Source organism: Pseudoalteromonas sp. Hal040 (assembly GCF_037162425.1).
Lineage (GTDB): Bacteria > Pseudomonadota > Gammaproteobacteria > Enterobacterales > Alteromonadaceae > Pseudoalteromonas > Pseudoalteromonas gelatinilytica.
Genome location: NZ_JARLUU010000001.1, coordinates 2,413,163 through 2,431,978 on the forward strand (window position 1 = coordinate 2,413,163; position 18,816 = coordinate 2,431,978).

An 18,816-nucleotide genomic window follows, 5' to 3' on the forward strand; every position below is an offset into this window, starting at 1 on the left:
ATAAGCTATGTTTAGCAATAACCAAACGACATTAAACGTTTGTAACGCTGATCAAGCATTTCATCAGTTGAAAGGCTTTGTAAGTCAGCAAGGTCGCGCTTAAGTTGGTTTTTAAGGTTACGCGCCATCGCATCGTAATTTCGATGTGCGCCACCTAGCGGCTCATCAATGACGTTGTTGATTAAATCAAGCTCTTTAACACGTGCAGCTGTTACACCCATTGCTTCTGCAGCTAATGGTGCTTTATCTGCACTTTTCCATAAGATTGATGCACAACCTTCTGGCGAAATTACAGAGTAAGTGCTGTATTGCAACATGTTAACGCGGTCGCCCACACCAATTGCTAATGCACCACCAGAACCACCTTCACCAATAACAGTACAGATAGTTGGTACTTTTAACGCTGCCATCACTTTAAGGTTACGTGCAATTGCTTCACTTTGACCACGCTCTTCAGCGCCAACACCTGGGTATGCACCTGGGGTGTCGATAAATGTCATGATAGGCATTTTGAAACGCTCAGCCATTTCCATTAGGCGTAATGCTTTACGGTAACCTTCTGGCTTTGGCATACCAAAGTTGCGTTTAATTTTTTCAGCCGTGTCACGCCCTTTTTGCTGGCCAATAACCATCACTGGTTGACCTTCAAAACGTGCAACACCACCTAAAATAGCTGGGTCGTTAGCAAAAGTACGGTCGCCTGCTAGTTCGTCAAATTCCGTGAAAATGCGCTCGATGTAATCACGAGTATAAGGACGCAACGGATGACGGGCTAACTGAGAAACCTGCCAAGCACCTAATTCAGAGAAGATTTTCTCTTTCATTTCAGCACTTTTTTCTTTTAATCGACTGACTTCCTCTTCTAATCCAAGGTCTAATTCGCCAGCGCGGCTTACATTTTGTAATTCTTCAATTTTTGCTTCTAATTCTGCGATTGGAAGCTCAAAATCAAGATAATTGAGGCTCATGCTCTAAACTACCTAATTAATTAAATTCTAGTTCTACATCTTGCGCCGCCATCAGCGATAACTTATGAATTAAGTCATCACTCGGCGTAACACACCATTCGGTTCCTAAGGTAATCTCAGCCAACGCATCCGGACGTTGATAGAATACTTTAATAGGACAAGTACCAAACTTATAAGGTTCCAGTACTTTTTGTAAATTATCGAAGAAGTTCGCCTCGATCTGCACCATGTTCAAGGTCATTTTAATCGCTTTTATACGTTTTTCACGTGCCTCAGCGATGGTGCATATGTCTCTAGCGGTCATTGTAATGCCACCGGAGAAGTTATCAAAGCTGACCTGTCCAGATATTACCAGGATATTGTTTACTTGCAGCAAATCTTGGTACATTTCAAACTGTTCTGGGAATAAGCGTACATCAATACGGGCACTCTTGTCATCTAAAGTTATAAGACCCCAACGATTTCCCTTTTTGTTAATCAGTGTACGCGCTGCAATCACTAAGCCCGCAGCCGTTGACTGCACATCGCGATTAGTTGGCTGTAAATCGACGAGTTTTCCCGACGTATAATACTTTAACTCTTTACGATACTGATTAATTGGGTGACCCGTTAAATACAGACCTAAAGTTTCTTTTTCACCATCTAACCACTCATTGTCAGTTAATGGCGTTGCTTTTTTAAATGCTTGCTCAACTTCGTCAGGCTCAACAGCCAGTAAGCCAAATAAGTCACTTTGACCAATTGCTTCAGCCTTATGATGTTGCTCAGCTGATTTCATCGCATCTGGTAAACTTGCTATTAAAGTAGCTCGTGCAGGCTGTGTTTTTTCAGGGCCTAACTGATCTAAGGCGCCGGCGTATATCAGCTTTTCAACAACCCGTTTGTTTAAACGTTTTAAGTCAACACGGGCACAAAAATCGAATAAGTCTTTGAATGGACCACCTTGGCTTCGGGCTTCTAAAATGGCATCAACCGGACCTTCACCTACCCCTTTAATCGCACCGATACCGTAAACAATCTCACCTTGTAGATTAACCGTAAACTTGTACTCACCGGCATTTACATCCGGTGGCAACAAGGTCAGTTTCATGTTTTCACATTCATCAACCAAGGTAACGATTTTATCGGTGTTGTCCATATCCGCCGACATTACCGCAGCCATAAACTCTGCTGGGTAGTGAGTTTTCATCCACAGCGTTTGATACGATACTAGGGCATAAGCAGCTGAGTGAGATTTATTGAAACCATAACCTGCGAACTTCTCTACCAAGTCGAAGATTTTCATTGCAAGTTCGCCGTCAACTCCGTTATTAACAGCCCCATCTTCGAAGGTTGAACGTTGCTTTGCCATCTCCTCTGGCTTTTTCTTACCCATCGCACGACGCAGCATGTCAGCGCCACCTAGTGTATAGCCTGCCAGTACCTGGGCAATCTGCATTACCTGTTCTTGATAAAGAATAATACCGTAAGTCGGTTCAAGGATTGGTTGCAAGCTATCGTGTTGCCACTGCGCATCTGGGTAAGATAACTCTTCGCGGCCGTGCTTACGGTCGATAAAGTTATCTACCATGCCTGATTGCAATGGACCAGGTCGGAACAGCGCCACTAGTGCGATCATATCTTCGAAGCAGTCGGGTTTTAGACGACGAATAAGATCTTTCATACCACGGGATTCGAGCTGGAATACCGCGGTGGTTTCGGCGCGTAGTAGTAACTCAATACTCGGCTTATCATCAAGTGGGATAGCGTTGATATCAACGGGCTCTTTACCCTCTCGGGCTAAGCGCTCATTGGTCATATCAAGCGCCCACTGTAAAATGGTGAGTGTTCTTAGACCTAAGAAGTCAAACTTAACTAAGCCTGCCGTCTCAACGTCGTTTTTATCAAATTGAGTAACCGGGAATTTACCTTCATCATCACAATAAAGAGCGGCAAAGTCAGTGATTGTGGTGGGTGATATTACAACACCACCGGCATGCTTACCGGCGTTACGTGTACAGCCTTCAAGGATGCGACACATATCAATCAGCTCTTTGACCTCTTCATCACCGTCGTAGGCTTCTTGTAAACGCGGCTCAACATCAAACGCTTTAGCCAAGGTCATGCCCGGATCGCCCGGTACTAGTTTTGAAATACGATCAACAAAGCCGTAAGGGTGACCAAGTACACGGCCTACGTCACGGATAACCGCTTTTGCAGCCATGGTACCAAAGGTGATGATCTGAGATACCGCGTCACGGCCATAAAGCGCTGCTACGTGATCAATTACCTCATCACGCCTATCCATACAGAAATCGACGTCGAAATCGGGCATTGAAATACGTTCAGGGTTCAAGAAACGTTCGAATAGTAAGTCAAATTCGAGTGGATCGAGGTCGGTAATTTTTAGTGCGTAAGCAACCAATGAACCCGCACCCGAACCACGCCCAGGACCTACCGGAATATTGTTATCCTTACTCCACTGAATGAACTCCATTACGATCAAGAAGTAACCCGGGAAACCCATTTGGTTGATTACGTCGAGCTCTATTTTCAGGCGCTCATCATACTCAACACGTTTTTCTTTACGTTCTTGCTCATCGGGGAATAAAAACTGAAGACGCTCTTCAAGACCATCTTCAGAGACCTTCACCAAGAAGTCTTCAATTTTCAGCGAACCGGTTGGGTAATCTGGTAAGAAGTAAGTTCCGAGCTGCACGGTCACATTACAGCGCTTAGCAATTTCAACGGTGTTTTCTAACGCTTCGGGAATATCGCTGAATAGCTCAGCCATTTGATCCGCTGTTTTAAGGTATTGCTGCTCAGAAAACCGTTTTGGTCTACGTTTGTCATCTAAGGTGTAACCATCATGGATTGCTACGCGGATTTCATGAGCTTCAAAGTTCTCTGGTTTTAAAAACACCACTTCGTTCGTTGCCACCACAGGCAACTGCTCTTTTGCAGCAAGCTCAACAGCTAGGTGCAAATAGTCTTCTTCTAAAGCACGTTCGGTACGAATAAGCTCAATGTAGTAATGATCGCTAAAATGTTGTTTATAAAAGCTAACCACAGACTCGATAAGAGCTGGGTTACCTTTTAAGAGGGCTTTACCTAAGTCACCGTCTTTAGCGCCTGATAATAAAATCAACCCGCTTTTGTGCTCCACCAGCCATTCACGGTCAACCACTGGGCGATGAAATAAATGCCCTCGTTGGTATGCTTTAGAGATCAATAAAGTGAGGTTTTTATAGCCTTCGTTATCTTTCGCTAAAATAGTAATTCGGCTAGGTTCATCTTCAAATTCAGGGCTTCTTAGCCAAAAATCAGCACCAACAATAGGCTTAATACCGGCACCATGGGCAGCGCCATAAAAACGTACTAAACCACACAAGTTCATTTGATCGGTGATTGCCAGCGCTGGCATTTGCAGCTCTTCTGCTTTAGCGACAATTGGCTTAGTTTTAGCTAGGCCATCCACCATAGAGAAATCTGAGTGAACACGTAAGTGAACAAATTGCGGCGCAGGCATTACAGTTGCTCTCCTTTTAACGCCAAAATGCGCTGAACAGGTTTAAAACTTTTACGATGCTCTGCAATTGCCCCGTATTGTTCAAGTGCTGCAAAATGTGCTTTAGTTGGATAGCCTTTATGGCCTGCAAAGCCATAGTCAGGATAACGCTTATCAAGCTCAATCATTTCATCATCACGAGCAACTTTCGCTAAAATAGATGCCGCCGAAATCTCTTCGACGAGGCTATCGCCTTTTACAACCGCCTGTGCAGGCACAGTTAACTGGCTAGGCACTCGGTTACCATCAATAAAAACAAATTCTGGCTTTACACTTAGGCCTTCAACCGCGCGGCTCATCGCGAGCATAGTAGCATGCAAAATATTTAACTCATCAATCTCACTTGGACTACAACGACCAATAGCATAGCACAGGGCTTTTTCTTTTATTTCTGCAGCTAATAATTGACGTTTTTTGTCTGATAACTTTTTAGAATCTGCTAACCCTGCAATGGGGTTATTCGGGTCAAGTATTACCGCGGCGGTAACAACATCACCTACTAATGGACCACGGCCAACTTCATCTACACCAGCAATATAATTAACATTCGGTCGTTCAATTTGCATTTAGTAACTCCGCGACTGCTGCTGCAGCTTGTTCATTGGCATTTAATCTAATGTCTTTATGTATGGCTAAAAAGCGCGCTTTTAGTTCGCTGTTATCGGTATTTAACATAGGTGTTAGCGCTGCTGATAAGTTTTCAACACTACACTCAGTTTGTAAGTATTCTGGAACGAGCTCTTCGTCGGCTAATAAATTAGGCAACGAGAAATACTTAATATTAAAAGTGAATAACGTTTTGAAAATCCAGTAACTGAGTGGCTTAATTTTGTAGCCCACTACCATCGGTTTTTTATACAGCATACCTTCAAGTGTTGCGGTACCTGAGGCAAGTAAAATGGCATCAGCAGCTTGCATTGCAAGATTTGACTGACCGTCCAATAATTGCAGTTTTAGATCTGGGGCTGTTTTTTCTAAAATCTCACAAAATTGTGCTTTTCGTTTTTCATTGACTAACGGCACCACAATTTTAAGGTCAGGATTTTGCGCTTGTAATTTCGCCGCTGTTTGAATATAGGTTTCGCTTAAAAGCCCCACTTCAGAACCTCGGCTACCTGGAAGTAATGCAAGCACTTTGTCAGTTTGTGCTAAGCCAAGCTGATTACGGGCCTCAGTTTGGTCATGCTCAAGGGCAATATCATCAGCCAGTGTGTGGCCCACAAACGTACAAGGTACATCGTGCTTATCGTAAAAGGCTTTCTCGAACGGTAAAAGTGCCAATACTAAATTAGTGGCAGCACTGATTTTATGTATACGTTTTTCGCGCCACGCCCATACTGATGGGCTAACATATTGAATCGTTTTGATACCTACATCTTTTAACGGTTTTTCAACACGTAAGTTAAAGTCAGGCGCATCAATGCCAATAAATACATCTGGTGGGTTGTCGATAAAATGCTGCACCAGTTGTTTGCGTATTTTAAGTAGGCGCGGTAATCGACCAAGTACTTCAACCAAGCCCATTACTGATAATTCATCCATATCGAATAATGTATTGCAACCAGCCGCTTGCATACGCGGGCCAGCAATGCCCTCAAAAATGGCATCTGGAAAACGGCGTTTAAGTGCTTTTATTAGCCCTTCACCTAAAATATCACCTGATAACTCACCTGCCACCAAGGCAATACGTAACGGCTTTGTTTGTTCTTTCATTCGTTGATAATTCGCAACTTTTGGCACTAATAAAAATGAGTTTACCGTGTTTTAGCAGTCGGATAAATGTCACAGAGTTAATAAATACTAGAAATCGAAATTAGCATGGCGACTTGCTCAATGGTTAAGCACTTTTTTGCATCTGCAGGCTGCGGGTTTGTTGGCCACTTTATAAAAAAGATTTTATAAAAGAATTAAATAGGCCATAGCAACAGGACTTTTTATAACGATTAAATATTTGAAACTTTAGAGCTTTATCTCTAATCTGTAGAAAAGATGAGCAGGATTAATTCATCTTTATTTCGTATTTTCCTATTGACTAAATTGAATACAAGTTTAATATTCACAAAGTTTCAATAATTACTGAAACTTCATAACTAATAATTTGTCGTGTCTACCGCACCCGCTAACAAGGAGCTAAACGATGATAGATGAAACATTTGTGGATCTATCGCGATTGCAATTTGCAATCACTGCCCTATTTCACTTCCTATTTGTTCCCCTTACCTTAGGTATGACGTGGATTTTGGTGATCATGGAATCCGTTTACGTGATGACAGGTCGCGAAATTTATCGTGATATGACTAAGTTCTGGGGTAAGTTGTTTGGTATTAACTTTGCGATTGGTGTGGCCACGGGTCTAACCATGGAGTTTGAGTTTGGTACCAACTGGTCTTATTACTCTCACTATGTGGGCGATATTTTTGGCGCACCACTGGCGATTGAAGGCTTAATGGCTTTCTTCTTAGAATCAACCTTTGTGGGTATGTTCTTTTTAGGCTGGGAACGACTGACACGACGCCAACACCTAGCTGCAACCTTCTTAATGGCATTAGGTACTAACTTATCTGCGTTATGGATTTTAGTTGCCAATGGTTGGATGCAAAATCCGGTAGGTGCTGAATTTAATTACCAAACCATGCGTATGGAAATGACTAGCTTTGCTGAACTGGTATTTAACCCAGTTGCACAAGTTAAGTTTATTCACACCGTATCAGCAGGTTATGTTGCAGCATCTATGTTTGTACTTGGTATTAGTAGCTGGTACATATTAAAAGGTCGCGACCTTGCTTTTGCTAAGCGCTCATTCTCGGTCGCTTCAGGCTTTGGTTTAGCGTCTATTCTGTGTGTGATTTTACTTGGTGATGAATCTGGCTACGAAGTTGGCGAGGTACAAAAAGTAAAACTCGCAACCATTGAAGCTGAGTGGCACACCGAAGAGGCCCCAGCTGCATTTACGCTAGTCGGTATTCCTGACTCTGAAGAGCAAGTTACTCACGCCGCTGTAAAAATCCCCTATGCACTGGGTATCATTGCGACTCGTTCTATTGACGAGCAAGTAACGGGCATTAAAGATCTTGAAGAGCAACACGAAGTGCGTATTCGTAATGGCATAATTGCATACGAATATTTAGAAAAGCTTCGCGGTGGTGAAGACACCCCAGAAAATATTGCAAAATTTGATACTTTAAAAGCAGACCTCGGCTACGGTTTGCTGCTTAAGCGCTATACCCCTAACGTGGTAGATGCAACAGAAGAAGACATTCAAAAAGCAGTGAAAGACTCATTCCCTCAAGTCGGCCCTATGTTCTGGTCATTTAGAATCATGGTTGGCTGTGGTGTGATCATGCTTGGCGTATTTGTTCTCGCGTTTTATTACAACGCACACCGCATTATTGAGCAAAAGCGCTGGTTATTATGGGCTGCGGTATGGAGTATTCCACTGCCTTGGATTGCTATTGAGTTTGGCTGGATTGTTGCGGAATACGGCCGTCAACCTTGGGCAATTTCGGAAATTCTACCGACCTTCTTGGCAACCTCGTCACTCACGGTGAATGACTTATTAATTAGTATTACTGGTTTCTTAGTTTTCTATACAGGTCTTGCTGCGGTTGAAGGTTGGTTGATGCTGCGCTTTATTAAGCAAGGCCCAAGCTCGCTTCATACTGGTAAATATCACCATGAACTTGCTAAAGCAGATTCACTTGCAAGCCAAGGAGCTCAGTCATGATTTTTGATTACGAAACACTCAAACTAATTTGGTGGCTGTTAATTGGTGTCTTACTAATTGGCTTTGCTGTGACTGATGGCATGGACATGGGTGTGGCAATTTTGCTTCGCCTAGTTGGTAAAACCGATGTTGAACGCCGTACTGTAATTAACACCATTGGCGCTCACTGGGATGGTAACCAAGTTTGGTTCATCACCGCTGGGGGCGCACTGTTTGCAGCTTGGCCTATGGTATACGCAGCTGCGTTCTCTGGCTTCTACTTTGCTATGATGCTAGTGTTATTTGCGTTATTTTTCAGACCGCTTGGTTTTGATTATCGCTCAAAAATAGATTCACCGCGCTGGCGTAATAACTGGGATTGGGGCCTATTTGCAGGCAGCTTTATTCCGGCTCTGGTATTTGGTGTGGCATTCGGTAACCTATTATTAGGTGTGCCTTATCATATCGACGACCTATTGCGTGTTAGTTATCAAGGTTCATTCTTTGCGTTATTAAACCCGTTTGCCATTGTTGTTGGCCTAGTAAGTGTACTGATGCTGGTTGGCCACGCAGGTATGTGGTTACAACTTCGTACTGATGCAGAAGTCGCTAAACGCTCAGCACAATATGGTCAATATGCACTGATGGCGTTTATTGTGTTGTTTGCCTTAGCAGGTGTGTGGGTATCGCAAATTGACGGTTATAAAATCGTTAGCATGGGTGATACTCAAGGCTTTGCAAACCCGCTTGGTAAAACAGTCACGCAGGCACCGGGCGCATGGCTTGATAACTATACAAAAATGCCATTAACCATACTGTTCCCTGCCCTAGCATTCGTAATGGCGGCACTGGCAATTGTGTTATCTAAATTACAAAAACCAGCAATGGCATTGGCTGCGTCAAGCTTAATGCTTGCAGGCGTTATTTTAACCGCTGGTATGTCAATGTTCCCGTTTGTGATGCCTTCGAGCAACAACCCTAATATTAGTTTAACTATGTGGGATGCAGTTTCGAGTCATATGACACTTAACGTGATGTTTATCGTCGCGGTTATTTTTGTACCACTTATTCTTATCTACACAACATGGTGTTATGTGAAGATGTGGCGCAAAGTAACCATCAGTGAAATTGAAAACAACACGCACGGTAGCTATTAAGGAGATTTAAATATGTGGTATTTTGCCTGGATTTTAGGTGTTCTATTAGCCTGTACACTTGGGGTGATCAACGTAATGTGGTACGAATTTCACCAACATAAAGATTCGATTGCTGATGATGAGCTAGAGCTGTACGCGAGACTCAAAAACACCGATGACAACTAAACCCCGACCAAATCGCGCGCAGCAGCAAACGCCGCGCGCTTTTTTAAAGCAGTATAGCCAGTCCGCTTCAGGACTTCTTAAATTAAGCATTAGTCTGGGCACACTCAACGCCCTTTTAATGATTGCCTCTTGTTACCTTCTTGCAAACGCGGCTCATCAAGTCATGTTTGAACAAGCAAACTTGCAAGCCGTAAGCCCATTATTATGGCCGTTGGCAGGGCTAATTATAGTTCGCGCGTTGTTGGTTGCGCTAAGTGAACGGGTGAGTAACCTCGCCGCGTTAAAAATAAAGAACGTGATGCGTAATACACTGCTAGAAAAGCTCAGCAAACTTGGGCCAGCCTACAGTGAACAAAAAGGTCATGGCGCAATACTTAACACCTTACATAATGGGGTTGAAGCACTGCATCAATATTACGCCAACTACATTCCAAGTGTGGCTTACAGTGCGCTTATTCCATTAGCGATATTAGTGGTGATTTTTCCAACCGATTACAAAGCAAGCCTCATATTCCTTTTAACTGCCCCGCTGATCCCCTTTTTTATGATTTTAGTGGGCCATAAAGCGGAGCAGTTAAACCAAGACCGCTGGCAACAGCTAGCGGTACTTGGCAATTACTTTTTTGACCGATTACAAGGCTTGACTCAACTCAAGCTCTTTAATGCAACCAAGCGTGAGCTAAATAGCATCAGTCAGATTTCTGATGATTACCGTGGTGCAACCATGGGGGTATTGAAAGTCGCCTTTTTATCGTCTTTCGCCCTTGAGTTTTTAGCCACCATTAGTGTGGCACTTGTTGCTGTGATCATTGGCTTTAGATTATTTTTTGGTACGCTCGATTTTGCCACTGGGTTTGTGGTGTTACTACTTGCTCCTGAATTTTACTTACCACTTAGACAAATGGGCACTCATTATCACGCAAAACTCGAAGGGATCAGCGCCGCTGCCGATATGGTCGACATAATCAATCAAAGCGATGCTGATGAACATTTAGGGTCATCTAAACTTGAGTTACCGCTAAAAGACATACAGCTGAATGCTCTTACGTTTCACTACCCAGAAACAAACGAGGGGGTGACTGATATCAACCTAACCCTGCCAAGCACAGGCTTAATTGCCTTTGTGGGTGAAAGTGGTTCGGGTAAAAGTACCTTGTTTGATTGCCTATTGGGCTTTCATCATCAAGCCAACAATTCCATAAGCATTAACGAGCAACCACTGAGTGATACTGCATTAGCTGATTGGCAAGCAAAGCTGGCGTGGATCCCACAACACGCCACGTTATTTTATCGGACCGTTGCAGAGAATCTGCGTTTAGCTAAACCTGATGCAAGCCAAGCAGAACTCGATGAAGCAGCGAGTAAAGCTGGAGCACTTGAGTTTATTACTGCCTTACCTGATGGCTTTGATACTTTGCTCGGTGAACAAGGAGAAGGCCTCTCTGGTGGGCAAAAGCAGCGCATAGCCCTTGCCCGTGCATTTTTGAAGAATGCCCCAGTGCTGATGCTAGATGAGCCTACAGCTCACTTAGACAGCCAAACCGAGCATTTAATCAATCAAGCGATCCGCGAGTATGCAAAAGACCATTTAGTGCTGGTTATTGCTCACCGACTGAATACGGTCAAACACGCCGACAATATTTACGTTATGCAACAAGGTCACATTGTTGAAGCTGGTCAGTACCAGCAACTCACTAAGCAAGCTGGCCTATTTGCTAAACTGGTGAGCCAAGGTGACGCCAATGAATAACTTTATACGTCTATTAAAACTGTGCAAACCTCATGCTGGCATGCTGCTTTTAGGAGCTTTTTTAGCAAGCTTAACGGTACTTGCTAATGTCGGATTGCTTGCAATTTCGGGGTGGTTTTTAGCTGCCATGGCAGCGGCGGGAATCGCTGGTGTGCAAATGAATTACTTTACCCCTGCTGGGGTGATCCGCTTTTTAGCTATCGTGCGCACAGCGTCTCGTTACGGTGAGCGGATGATAACTCATAATGCTACCTTTTTATTGCTGAGCGAAATTCGCGTAAACATGTTCAAGACTTTGAGCCAACTGAACAACGTTGACTTAGCAATGACACGTAGTAGCGATTTATTTAACCGCCTACAGAACGATGTCGATGCGCTGGATAAGTTCTATCTCAATGTACTGCTGCCGATTATTGTTGCCCTTTTCAGCATTCCTATCGTGATGGCCTTCATGGCCATGTATAACGCTGAGGTTGCATTAGTGTGCTTTACTTCACTGATGATTATTGGTGTGTTGCTTCCCTCATTGTTAAGCCATAAGCTTCACCAGCAAGCGGATACCGAAACCCAACTCTCAGCCGAATTAAGAGCTGAACTTGCCGATACACTATCAGGCGCCAGAGAGCTTGCTGTTTATCAAGCACACGCGGCGCAATTAGCGCATTGTGATTCACTCAGTAAACAATACAACAGCCAGCTATATAGTCGCCAAAAAGCCGTAGCAAACAGTAATGGTTTAAGCACTTTGGTGATCCAACTCACCATGCTGGCCAGTGTATTTATGATAATTCCACTGGTTGCAATGGGGAGCATGAAAAACGTTGAACTGGCGATGCTCGCGTTATTTGTATTAGCAAGTTTTGAAACCGTGCTCACCCTGCCTACAGCATTTATTGAATTACCGCTTACTTTAAGTGCCGCAAAGCGACTGTTTGATCTTGAAGATAAACACAGCAGCTTAGCCGAAAAACCAAACAACTTAGACGGTCAGTTAGCAAACCAATTAGCGGATCAATCTGGACTTGGCCTTGAGCTAAGCGAAGTCAATTACCAATACTTGGGGGCAAAAAGTAAGGCCCTTAGCAATATCAATTTTGCGATTAAACCCGGCTGCAAAGTTGCCCTAGTCGGTGCCAGTGGTAGTGGCAAAACCACCCTTGTGAATTTACTCACAGGTCTTTGGCCGCTGCAATCAGGCTCATTAAAGCTCGCCACCAAGCAAGAAGGCACCTTTGAACTTGAAAGCTTAAGCACTGCAACACGCTTTAAGCAGCTAACGATAGTTGCCCAGCAGCATCATATTTTTGATGGCACGCTACGTGAAAATCTTCGCTATGCAGCTTTTGATGCGACAGATGAGATGCTTATTGAAGCCTGTGAACACGCTGAACTTGGCTCTTGGCTTAGTAACTTAAAAGATGGGCTAAACACTCGTTTAGGCACCGCAGGCAGAAAGCTTTCTCATGGTCAGTCACGCCGTATTGCCATTGCCCAAGCTCTATTAAGGCAAGGTAATTTAATCATTCTGGATGAACCAACAGAGAGCTTAGATAATCACACTAAGCAAAACTTGCTGACTACAGTTGAGAGAATATGGGCAGATAAAACCATGCTGACCATTACCCACGACCCTGCAATGCTAAGCCGTGTTGATAAGGTTATTTGGTTAGAGCAAGGACAAGTAAGAGCCTTTGCGAGTCATGCTGAATTAGTGGCGAATGAAGCCGACTACGTAGAGCTTATTACCCGCTTTTAATCGAGCCGCTCAACGGTGACGTCAATCACTCCTTGCTTTACTGAGGCAATTTGTGAAAACGCCTTTTTTGATAAATCGATAATTCGACCGCGGATAAATGGGCCGCGGTCATTAATAGTCACAATCACACTTTTATTGTTAGCAATATTGGTGACTTTTACTCTGCTGCCAAAGCCAAGCGTTTGATGAGCCGCGCTCATTGCCTGTTGATTAAACACTTCACCACTTGCTGTCGTTCGGCCGTGATATTTATCAGCGTAATAACTGGCTTTGCCTTTTTCTATCGCTCTTTTAGATACCGAAGGCGCACTACTACAACCACTTAAAGTTAAGCTTAACAATGCAAAGACGATGAGTTTATTCATATTACTAGTTCCTTTTTGCCATGAAGATAGCAAGCACTGACTTAGCAAAACCTGAACTATAACAACAAAAAAGCCACCTTAAGGTGGCTTTTAGTATATCGCTTATGATTAGCGAATAATTCCGCGCTCAGAGCTTTTCACGAAGTCTATCATCAACTGAACAGCTGGATACTTCGCAGCATCTTCACGTAGCTCAGCGATTGCTTCTTCAACACCCAAGCTCTTACGGTATAGCGTTTTATATGCACGGCGTGTTGCCATGATTTCATCGCTTTCAAAGCCACGGCGTTTCATGCCTTCAGTATTGATTGCTACAGGGCCAGCCGGTGTACCAATAGTAGTTACAAATGGCGGTACGTCTTTATTAACGCCTGAGTACATACCAACAAAAGCGTGTGAACCAATTTTACAGAACTGGTGAACACCTGAATTACCAGCAAGAATTACCCAGTCACCTACGTGTACGTGACCAGCAACCGAGGCATTGTTAGCAAAAATAACGTTATCGCCCACTACTGCATCATGTGCAACGTGTGTGTAAGCCATAAATAAGTTATTGCTACCAATTTTTGTTACACCTTGGTCTTGAATTGTGCCACGGTGAATTGTTGCACACTCACGGATCACGTTATTGTCACCAATGATCAAGGTTGTAGGCTCATTCGCGTACTTTTTGTCTTGGCAAGCTTCACCGACCGAAGCAAATTGGAAAATATGGTTACCAGAACCAATCGTCGATGGGCCTTTTACAACCACATGAGATTCGATGATACAGTTATCACCAATAGTTACATCGTTACCGATATAGCTATAAGGGCCAACTGAAACGTTATTTCCAAGTTTTGCACCTGGTTCGATTATCGCCGTAGGATGGATCACTATTAAAACTCTCTTCTCGCACACATGATTTCGGCAGTACACACTACTTTGCCTTCAACTTTTGCTTCTGCTGCAAATTTCCATATATTGCGGCGCTCTTTTACAAACTCTACATGCAAATGCATGGTATCGCCAGGTAATACCGGCTGTTTGAATCGCGCATTGTCGATCGCCGCGAATAAATATAGTTCGTTATCGCTACGATTTTCAACTGTCTTAAAGCCAAGTAAGCCAGTTGCTTGAGCCATTGCTTCTAAAATCAACACACCTGGAAAGATAGGTTGATTAGGAAAATGACCCGTAAAAATAGGTTCGTTCACTGTTACATTTTTAATCGCATGTAACGACTCGCCTGGCGTGTAATCAAGTACACGGTCAACAAGTAGCATCGGGTAACGATGCGGAAGTAAACTCAAGATATCTTGGATATCAAGACTATTTAATTCATTTGCCAAAATAGCATCCTTATTTGTCTTCAATATTGAGTGACTTAGTCAGTGACTCAAGTGCTTTAATGCGGTCTTTCATATCGCCAAGGTTACGGATATGGGCAATACTACGTCGCCATTCTTTGTTGGTTAGATGTGGCAAGCCTGAAGAATAAATTCCAGGTTCTGTGATTGCCTTAGTCACCATACTCATGCCGGTGATTATAGCACCATCGCATACGCTAATGTGACCATTAATTGCTACCATGCCGCCAATCTGACAATTCCTACCGATCACAGTGCTACCTGCAAATACAGAACAGCCTGCAACCGCTGTACCCGAACCGATCTCGACATTATGCGCTATTTGACATTGATTATCGATAATTACATTGCTGTGGATGATAGTATCGTCTAGTGCACCACGGTCAATCGTAGTAGACGCCCCTACCTCAACCTTATCACCGATGATTACTCGGCCAAGTTGTGGTATTTTCACCCATTCGCCACGCTCGTTGGCATAGCCAAAACCATCACTGCCCACAACCGTGTTCGCTTGAAATAAACAGTCGCTACCAATTTCTACCTCATGGTAAACGCTTACATTTGCCCAAAGCTTAGTGCCTTGACCAATTTTTGCATGCTCACCAATAAAACAGCCTGGGCCAATCTGCACATCGTTTGCTATAACAGCGCCCGCTTCAATCACCACATTGGCAGCGATCGCGACATTATCACCAATAGAGGCTGAATCGTGAATGACTGCACTTGGGTGAATCCCTGTCACAGCTGAGCGCGGTGTGGTATCCATTAGCTGGGCAAGCTTGGCGTAACAAACATAAGGGTTAGCAACAATAAGTTTATTACCCGTAAAAAACTCTGCATCTGCCGGTGATAAAATCACCGCACTTGCTTGAGTATCTTCTAATTGCGAGCGATATTTCTTGTTCGCCAAAAATGCAATATGCCCATGTTGGGCATTTGCAAGTGTAGATATTTTTTTAATCTCTGTGGCGCCGTCACCTTGAAGGTCAGCGCCCAGAAGATCCGCTATCTGCGAAAGCGTGTAGTTTTGCATATATGATTTCTATTGCTTACTTACTTTTTCAACAACTTTGCTTGATAAGTCATCGACAGTTTTAGGGTTAACATAAATCGTTGTTTCTTTAACTTTAACTTCATCGAATTTGCCAGCTTTCGCTACTTCTTCGATTGCATCTAAGATTAGCTTTTGAACTTTAGCTAGTTCTTGGTTTTGACGCATTTTGATTTCTTGCTCTAAAGGACGACCTTTTTCTGCAAGTTGCTGCTGCATACCTTGAATCTTAGTACGTAATTCTTCTTTTTGCTTGTCGCTCATCGTCGTTGCTTCACGCTTGAACTTTTCAGCTTCAAAACGAATATCACCTTGAAGTTTTTCTAGCTCTTGACGACGCTCTGAGAATTCAGCTTCTAAAGTTTGCTCTACTTTCGCCATTTGTGGGATTTGCTTGTAGATTTCTTGCATATCAACGATACCTACTTTGTGCGCGAATGCGTTAGTAGATAGACCCATAGATAAAGTAGCAAGTAGTGCAAAAGCTGTTGATTTAATTGATTTATTCACGAAAAAACTCCTTTAGAATGTATTACTAATGTTAAAGCTGATGGTCTTCGTATCGTCATCTTCTTCTTTTTGCAATGGATACGCAAAACTGATCAGCATTGGACCCATCGGAGAGATCCATTGTAGAGAAAGACCGGTTGAAACCCTAAAGCGCATTGGATCTGCATAATCATCCAATTTTGCACGCTCATCTGTTGAAAGGTTTTGATAACGGTCAATATTAAACTCTGTATCCCATACGTTTGCTGCATCTACGAAGAAGCTAGTACGTACAGAGCTGGTGTTTTCTTCATCTAAGAAAGGTGTTGGAACAATAAGCTCCATCCCTGCTACCGCTTTGGCGTTACCACCAATTCGGCCTGCTGTGTAAAGCTGGTCAAACTCTGATGCACCACCAATGCTACCTGTTGTAGTACCATCAGGTAATGGTGTACCAGGAATACTTTGCGGAACACGCGATACCGCTCGTGGAAGAATCGTATTTCGGTCAAAGCCACGTAGTTCCATTTCAGTAATTCTGAAGAACTCTTGGAACGGCAGTGTTTGGTCATAACCATTGGTTGTACCATAACCATTACCATAACCAAGTGCTGCACGCGTTGAGAATACCCAGCGGTGGTCATTACTGATTGGCCAATAAAAACGCGAGTCATAATTTAACTTGAAGTACTGTAAATCAGAATTTGGCGTTGTCGCTGTTAAGTTAAGCGACTGACGTGAACCTGCTGTTGGGAATAAACCACGGTTAACAGTTACACGCGACCAACCTGCACTTAACTCGTACTTAGTAAAGTCGAAGCCCGCATCTGGGTTATCTGGGTCTAAGAAAGTTTCACGAATTACACGTGTTTGCTCGTACTCAGCAATATCAGATAACTCTTCTTGCACCCAACGAACACCAAAGTTAATACGGTTTACTGCATCGATTGGGAAACCGATGTTAGTACCAATACCATAACTCTTCGATTTATAGTCGATTAGGCTAAATTTACTCGCATCATAGTTACTGTAGAAGATACTGCTACCTTGCGATACACCATCTGGCGTAAAGTAAGGGTCAGTGTATGACACACTAATACGCTCAGAACCACGCGAGGTATTAATGTTGAAACCAATTTGGTTACCACTACCTAAGAAGTTTGATTCACTGACACCGATGTTAAATTGCAGACCTAAGTAAGAGCCATACGCAAGACCTGCGTTAAAGCTACCTGCAGATTGTTCTTTAACTGTAAAATCGACATCAACTTGGTCATCAACACCAGGAACTGGCACCACGTTAAAATCAACGCTTTCCATGTAAGGTAAACGCTGAATTTGTAGTTTAGAGCGCTCAAGGCTTTGATTTGATAACCATGCACCTTCAAGCTGCGTCATTTCACGGCGTACTACTTCATCTGAAGTATTTTGGTTACCACCTACGATGATACGACGAACATAAACACGCTTGCCCGGATTAACAGAAAGCGTTAATTGTACTTCTTTATTTTCGTCATCAATTTCTGGGATGGTACGTACTTCAGCATTGGCATAGCCAAAACGTGCTAAGTAGCTTTTGATAAACTCTTCAGACGATGTCACCACAGAGCCGTTATAAAGCTCACCTGTTTTCAGTGGGATAACACTTCTGATTAATTCTTCACGACCTAACAAGTCACCAATAAAGTCAAAGCCTTTCACTTTATACTTAACGCCTTCGGTGATATTTGCTGTTACATAAACAGAATCACGCTCTGGGCTTACTGATACTTGTGTTGAATCGATATTAAAACGTAGGTAACCACGGTCTAAGTAGTAACTACGAATTTTCTCTAAATCGCCTTCGATGGTTTGCTTTTGGTAGCGGTCACTCGACATGAATTTCCACCACGGTAAATCTTGCTGAGATTCAGCTAATTTAAGTAGCTCTTCATCCGAGAAAAGTTCGTTACCAACCAAGTTGATTTGACGAATTGACGTCGCGTCACCTTCATCAAATTTGAATAGAAGTTTTACACGGTTACGCGGTAACTTAGTAATGCTTACATCCACTTTTGCATTGTACTTACCAATACTGTGGAAGAATTCAACTAAGCCTTTTTCAATGTTATCAAGGACTGTTTTATCAAGCGGCTCACCAGTACGGATATCTTGCTGGTCTAGCGACTCATTAAGCTGCTCATCTTTGATGTCTTTATTGCCATCAAACTCGATCATGCTGATCGTTGGGCGCTCAGTCACACGGAAGATAACACTGTTGCCATCACGTAATGCTTTAATATTGTCAAAGTGACCTGAACGATAGAGAGCCTTTATGGTTCTAGAAATTGTGTACTCATCAATATTATCGCCCACGTTGATCGGAATATGCGTTAACGCTGCACCTAGTGCAACACGCTGTAAACCTTCAACTTTTAAATCATCTACAATAAAGGAGTTTTGGCCTAGGGCTGCAAAGCTAGCACCTAATAAACTTGAAACTGCCAAATGTTTTTTTATAGCCATTTTGTTAT

Annotated in this window: 15 protein-coding genes; 5 read left to right on the forward strand and 10 right to left on the reverse strand. The window is 43.1% G+C overall.

Going from position 1 to position 18,816, the window contains the following annotated elements:
* Nucleotides 1–11: 11 nt before the first annotated feature.
* Genes accA through lpxB form a run of 4 tightly spaced genes read right to left on the reverse strand, consistent with a single transcriptional unit; the run spans nucleotide 12 to nucleotide 6,228 of the window.
* Entirely contained in the window at nucleotides 12–968 is a 957-nt protein-coding gene (gene accA, locus P4S60_RS11180; protein ID WP_063706877.1) for an acetyl-CoA carboxylase carboxyl transferase subunit alpha, read from the reverse strand.
* A 16-nt stretch (nucleotides 969–984) separates the two neighbouring features.
* Entirely contained in the window at nucleotides 985–4,476 is a 3,492-nt protein-coding gene (dnaE, locus tag P4S60_RS11185) for a DNA polymerase III subunit alpha (RefSeq protein ID WP_337116011.1), read from the reverse strand.
* Complete coding sequence (gene rnhB, locus P4S60_RS11190) at nucleotides 4,476–5,081, reverse strand: ribonuclease HII (protein ID WP_337116012.1); 606 nt, start codon at nucleotides 5,079–5,081, stop codon at nucleotides 4,476–4,478. Before rnhB ends, dnaE begins: the two co-directional genes overlap by 1 nt.
* Nucleotides 5,071–6,228: a lipid-A-disaccharide synthase gene (gene lpxB, locus P4S60_RS11195; RefSeq protein WP_337116013.1), complete on the reverse strand. Its 1,158-nt coding sequence runs from the start codon at nucleotides 6,226–6,228 to the stop codon at nucleotides 5,071–5,073. The genes rnhB and lpxB overlap by 11 nt, the downstream gene beginning before the upstream one ends.
* A gap of 424 nt (nucleotides 6,229–6,652) precedes the next feature.
* On the opposite strand from lpxB, the gene P4S60_RS11200 reads away from it, so the two are divergent.
* The 5 genes from P4S60_RS11200 to cydC are packed head-to-tail and all read left to right on the forward strand — an operon-like array spanning nucleotide 6,653 to nucleotide 13,046.
* Nucleotides 6,653–8,239: a cytochrome ubiquinol oxidase subunit I gene (locus P4S60_RS11200; RefSeq protein WP_063706869.1), complete on the forward strand. Its 1,587-nt coding sequence runs from the start codon at nucleotides 6,653–6,655 to the stop codon at nucleotides 8,237–8,239.
* Nucleotides 8,236–9,375 (forward strand): cytochrome d ubiquinol oxidase subunit II, encoded by a 1,140-nt coding sequence (gene cydB / locus P4S60_RS11205; RefSeq protein ID WP_337116014.1) that lies wholly within the window; start codon nucleotides 8,236–8,238, stop codon nucleotides 9,373–9,375. The genes P4S60_RS11200 and cydB overlap by 4 nt, the downstream gene beginning before the upstream one ends.
* Before the next feature lie 12 nt (nucleotides 9,376–9,387).
* The gene (cydX, locus tag P4S60_RS11210; RefSeq protein ID WP_054553108.1) at nucleotides 9,388–9,540 is read left to right on the forward strand and encodes a cytochrome bd-I oxidase subunit CydX; all 153 of its coding nucleotides are present in this window, start codon (nucleotides 9,388–9,390) and stop codon (nucleotides 9,538–9,540) included.
* The gene (cydD, locus tag P4S60_RS11215; RefSeq protein ID WP_337116015.1) at nucleotides 9,530–11,290 is read left to right on the forward strand and encodes a thiol reductant ABC exporter subunit CydD; all 1,761 of its coding nucleotides are present in this window, start codon (nucleotides 9,530–9,532) and stop codon (nucleotides 11,288–11,290) included. Before cydX ends, cydD begins: the two co-directional genes overlap by 11 nt.
* Nucleotides 11,283–13,046, forward strand: coding sequence for a thiol reductant ABC exporter subunit CydC (gene cydC, locus P4S60_RS11220; RefSeq protein ID WP_337116016.1), 1,764 nt, complete (start codon nucleotides 11,283–11,285; stop codon nucleotides 13,044–13,046). Before cydD ends, cydC begins: the two co-directional genes overlap by 8 nt.
* On the opposite strand, the gene P4S60_RS11225 is transcribed toward cydC, so the two are convergent.
* The 6 genes from P4S60_RS11225 to bamA all read right to left on the reverse strand — a co-directional run bounded on the left by P4S60_RS11225 (nucleotide 13,043) and on the right by bamA (nucleotide 18,808).
* Entirely contained in the window at nucleotides 13,043–13,411 is a 369-nt protein-coding gene (locus P4S60_RS11225; RefSeq protein ID WP_337116017.1) for a septal ring lytic transglycosylase RlpA family protein, read from the reverse strand. The two genes, cydC and P4S60_RS11225, sit on opposite strands and share 4 nt — an antisense overlap.
* A 108-nt stretch (nucleotides 13,412–13,519) precedes the next feature.
* Entirely contained in the window at nucleotides 13,520–14,290 is a 771-nt protein-coding gene (gene lpxA / locus P4S60_RS11230; RefSeq protein WP_063706859.1) for an acyl-ACP--UDP-N-acetylglucosamine O-acyltransferase, read from the reverse strand.
* Nucleotides 14,291–14,292: 2 nt separating this feature from the next.
* Nucleotides 14,293–14,745 carry a 3-hydroxyacyl-ACP dehydratase FabZ gene (gene fabZ / locus P4S60_RS11235; protein WP_188727312.1) on the reverse strand — a complete coding sequence of 151 codons (453 nt, stop codon included), beginning with the start codon at nucleotides 14,743–14,745 and terminating at the stop codon, nucleotides 14,293–14,295.
* Nucleotides 14,746–14,755: 10 nt separating this feature from the next.
* The gene (gene lpxD / locus P4S60_RS11240; protein WP_337116018.1) at nucleotides 14,756–15,796 is read right to left on the reverse strand and encodes a UDP-3-O-(3-hydroxymyristoyl)glucosamine N-acyltransferase; all 1,041 of its coding nucleotides are present in this window, start codon (nucleotides 15,794–15,796) and stop codon (nucleotides 14,756–14,758) included.
* A 9-nt stretch (nucleotides 15,797–15,805) separates the two neighbouring features.
* Complete coding sequence (locus P4S60_RS11245; RefSeq protein ID WP_054553115.1) at nucleotides 15,806–16,324, reverse strand: OmpH family outer membrane protein; 519 nt, start codon at nucleotides 16,322–16,324, stop codon at nucleotides 15,806–15,808.
* Nucleotides 16,325–16,336: 12 nt separating this feature from the next.
* Entirely contained in the window at nucleotides 16,337–18,808 is a 2,472-nt protein-coding gene (gene bamA / locus P4S60_RS11250; RefSeq protein WP_337116019.1) for an outer membrane protein assembly factor BamA, read from the reverse strand.
* Nucleotides 18,809–18,816: the final 8 nt, after the last annotated feature.

Bases quoted from the DNA above. Each gene is read 5' to 3' on its own strand.
- accA (WP_063706877.1), bottom strand. From the start codon at position 968: ATGAGCCTCAATTATCTTGATTTTGAGCTTCCAATCGCAGAATTAGAA.
- dnaE (WP_337116011.1), bottom strand. From the start codon at position 4,476: ATGCCTGCGCCGCAATTTGTTCACTTACGTGTTCACTCAGATTTCTCT.
- rnhB (WP_337116012.1), bottom strand. From the start codon at position 5,081: ATGCAAATTGAACGACCGAATGTTAATTATATTGCTGGTGTAGATGAA.
- lpxB (WP_337116013.1), bottom strand. From the start codon at position 6,228: ATGAAAGAACAAACAAAGCCGTTACGTATTGCCTTGGTGGCAGGTGAG.
- P4S60_RS11200 (WP_063706869.1), top strand. From the start codon at position 6,653: ATGATAGATGAAACATTTGTGGATCTATCGCGATTGCAATTTGCAATC.
- cydB (WP_337116014.1), top strand. From the start codon at position 8,236: ATGATTTTTGATTACGAAACACTCAAACTAATTTGGTGGCTGTTAATT.
- cydX (WP_054553108.1), top strand. From the start codon at position 9,388: ATGTGGTATTTTGCCTGGATTTTAGGTGTTCTATTAGCCTGTACACTT.
- cydD (WP_337116015.1), top strand. From the start codon at position 9,530: ATGACAACTAAACCCCGACCAAATCGCGCGCAGCAGCAAACGCCGCGC.
- cydC (WP_337116016.1), top strand. From the start codon at position 11,283: ATGAATAACTTTATACGTCTATTAAAACTGTGCAAACCTCATGCTGGC.
- P4S60_RS11225 (WP_337116017.1), bottom strand. From the start codon at position 13,411: ATGAATAAACTCATCGTCTTTGCATTGTTAAGCTTAACTTTAAGTGGT.
- lpxD (WP_337116018.1), bottom strand. From the start codon at position 15,796: ATGCAAAACTACACGCTTTCGCAGATAGCGGATCTTCTGGGCGCTGAC.
- bamA (WP_337116019.1), bottom strand. From the start codon at position 18,808: ATGGCTATAAAAAAACATTTGGCAGTTTCAAGTTTATTAGGTGCTAGC.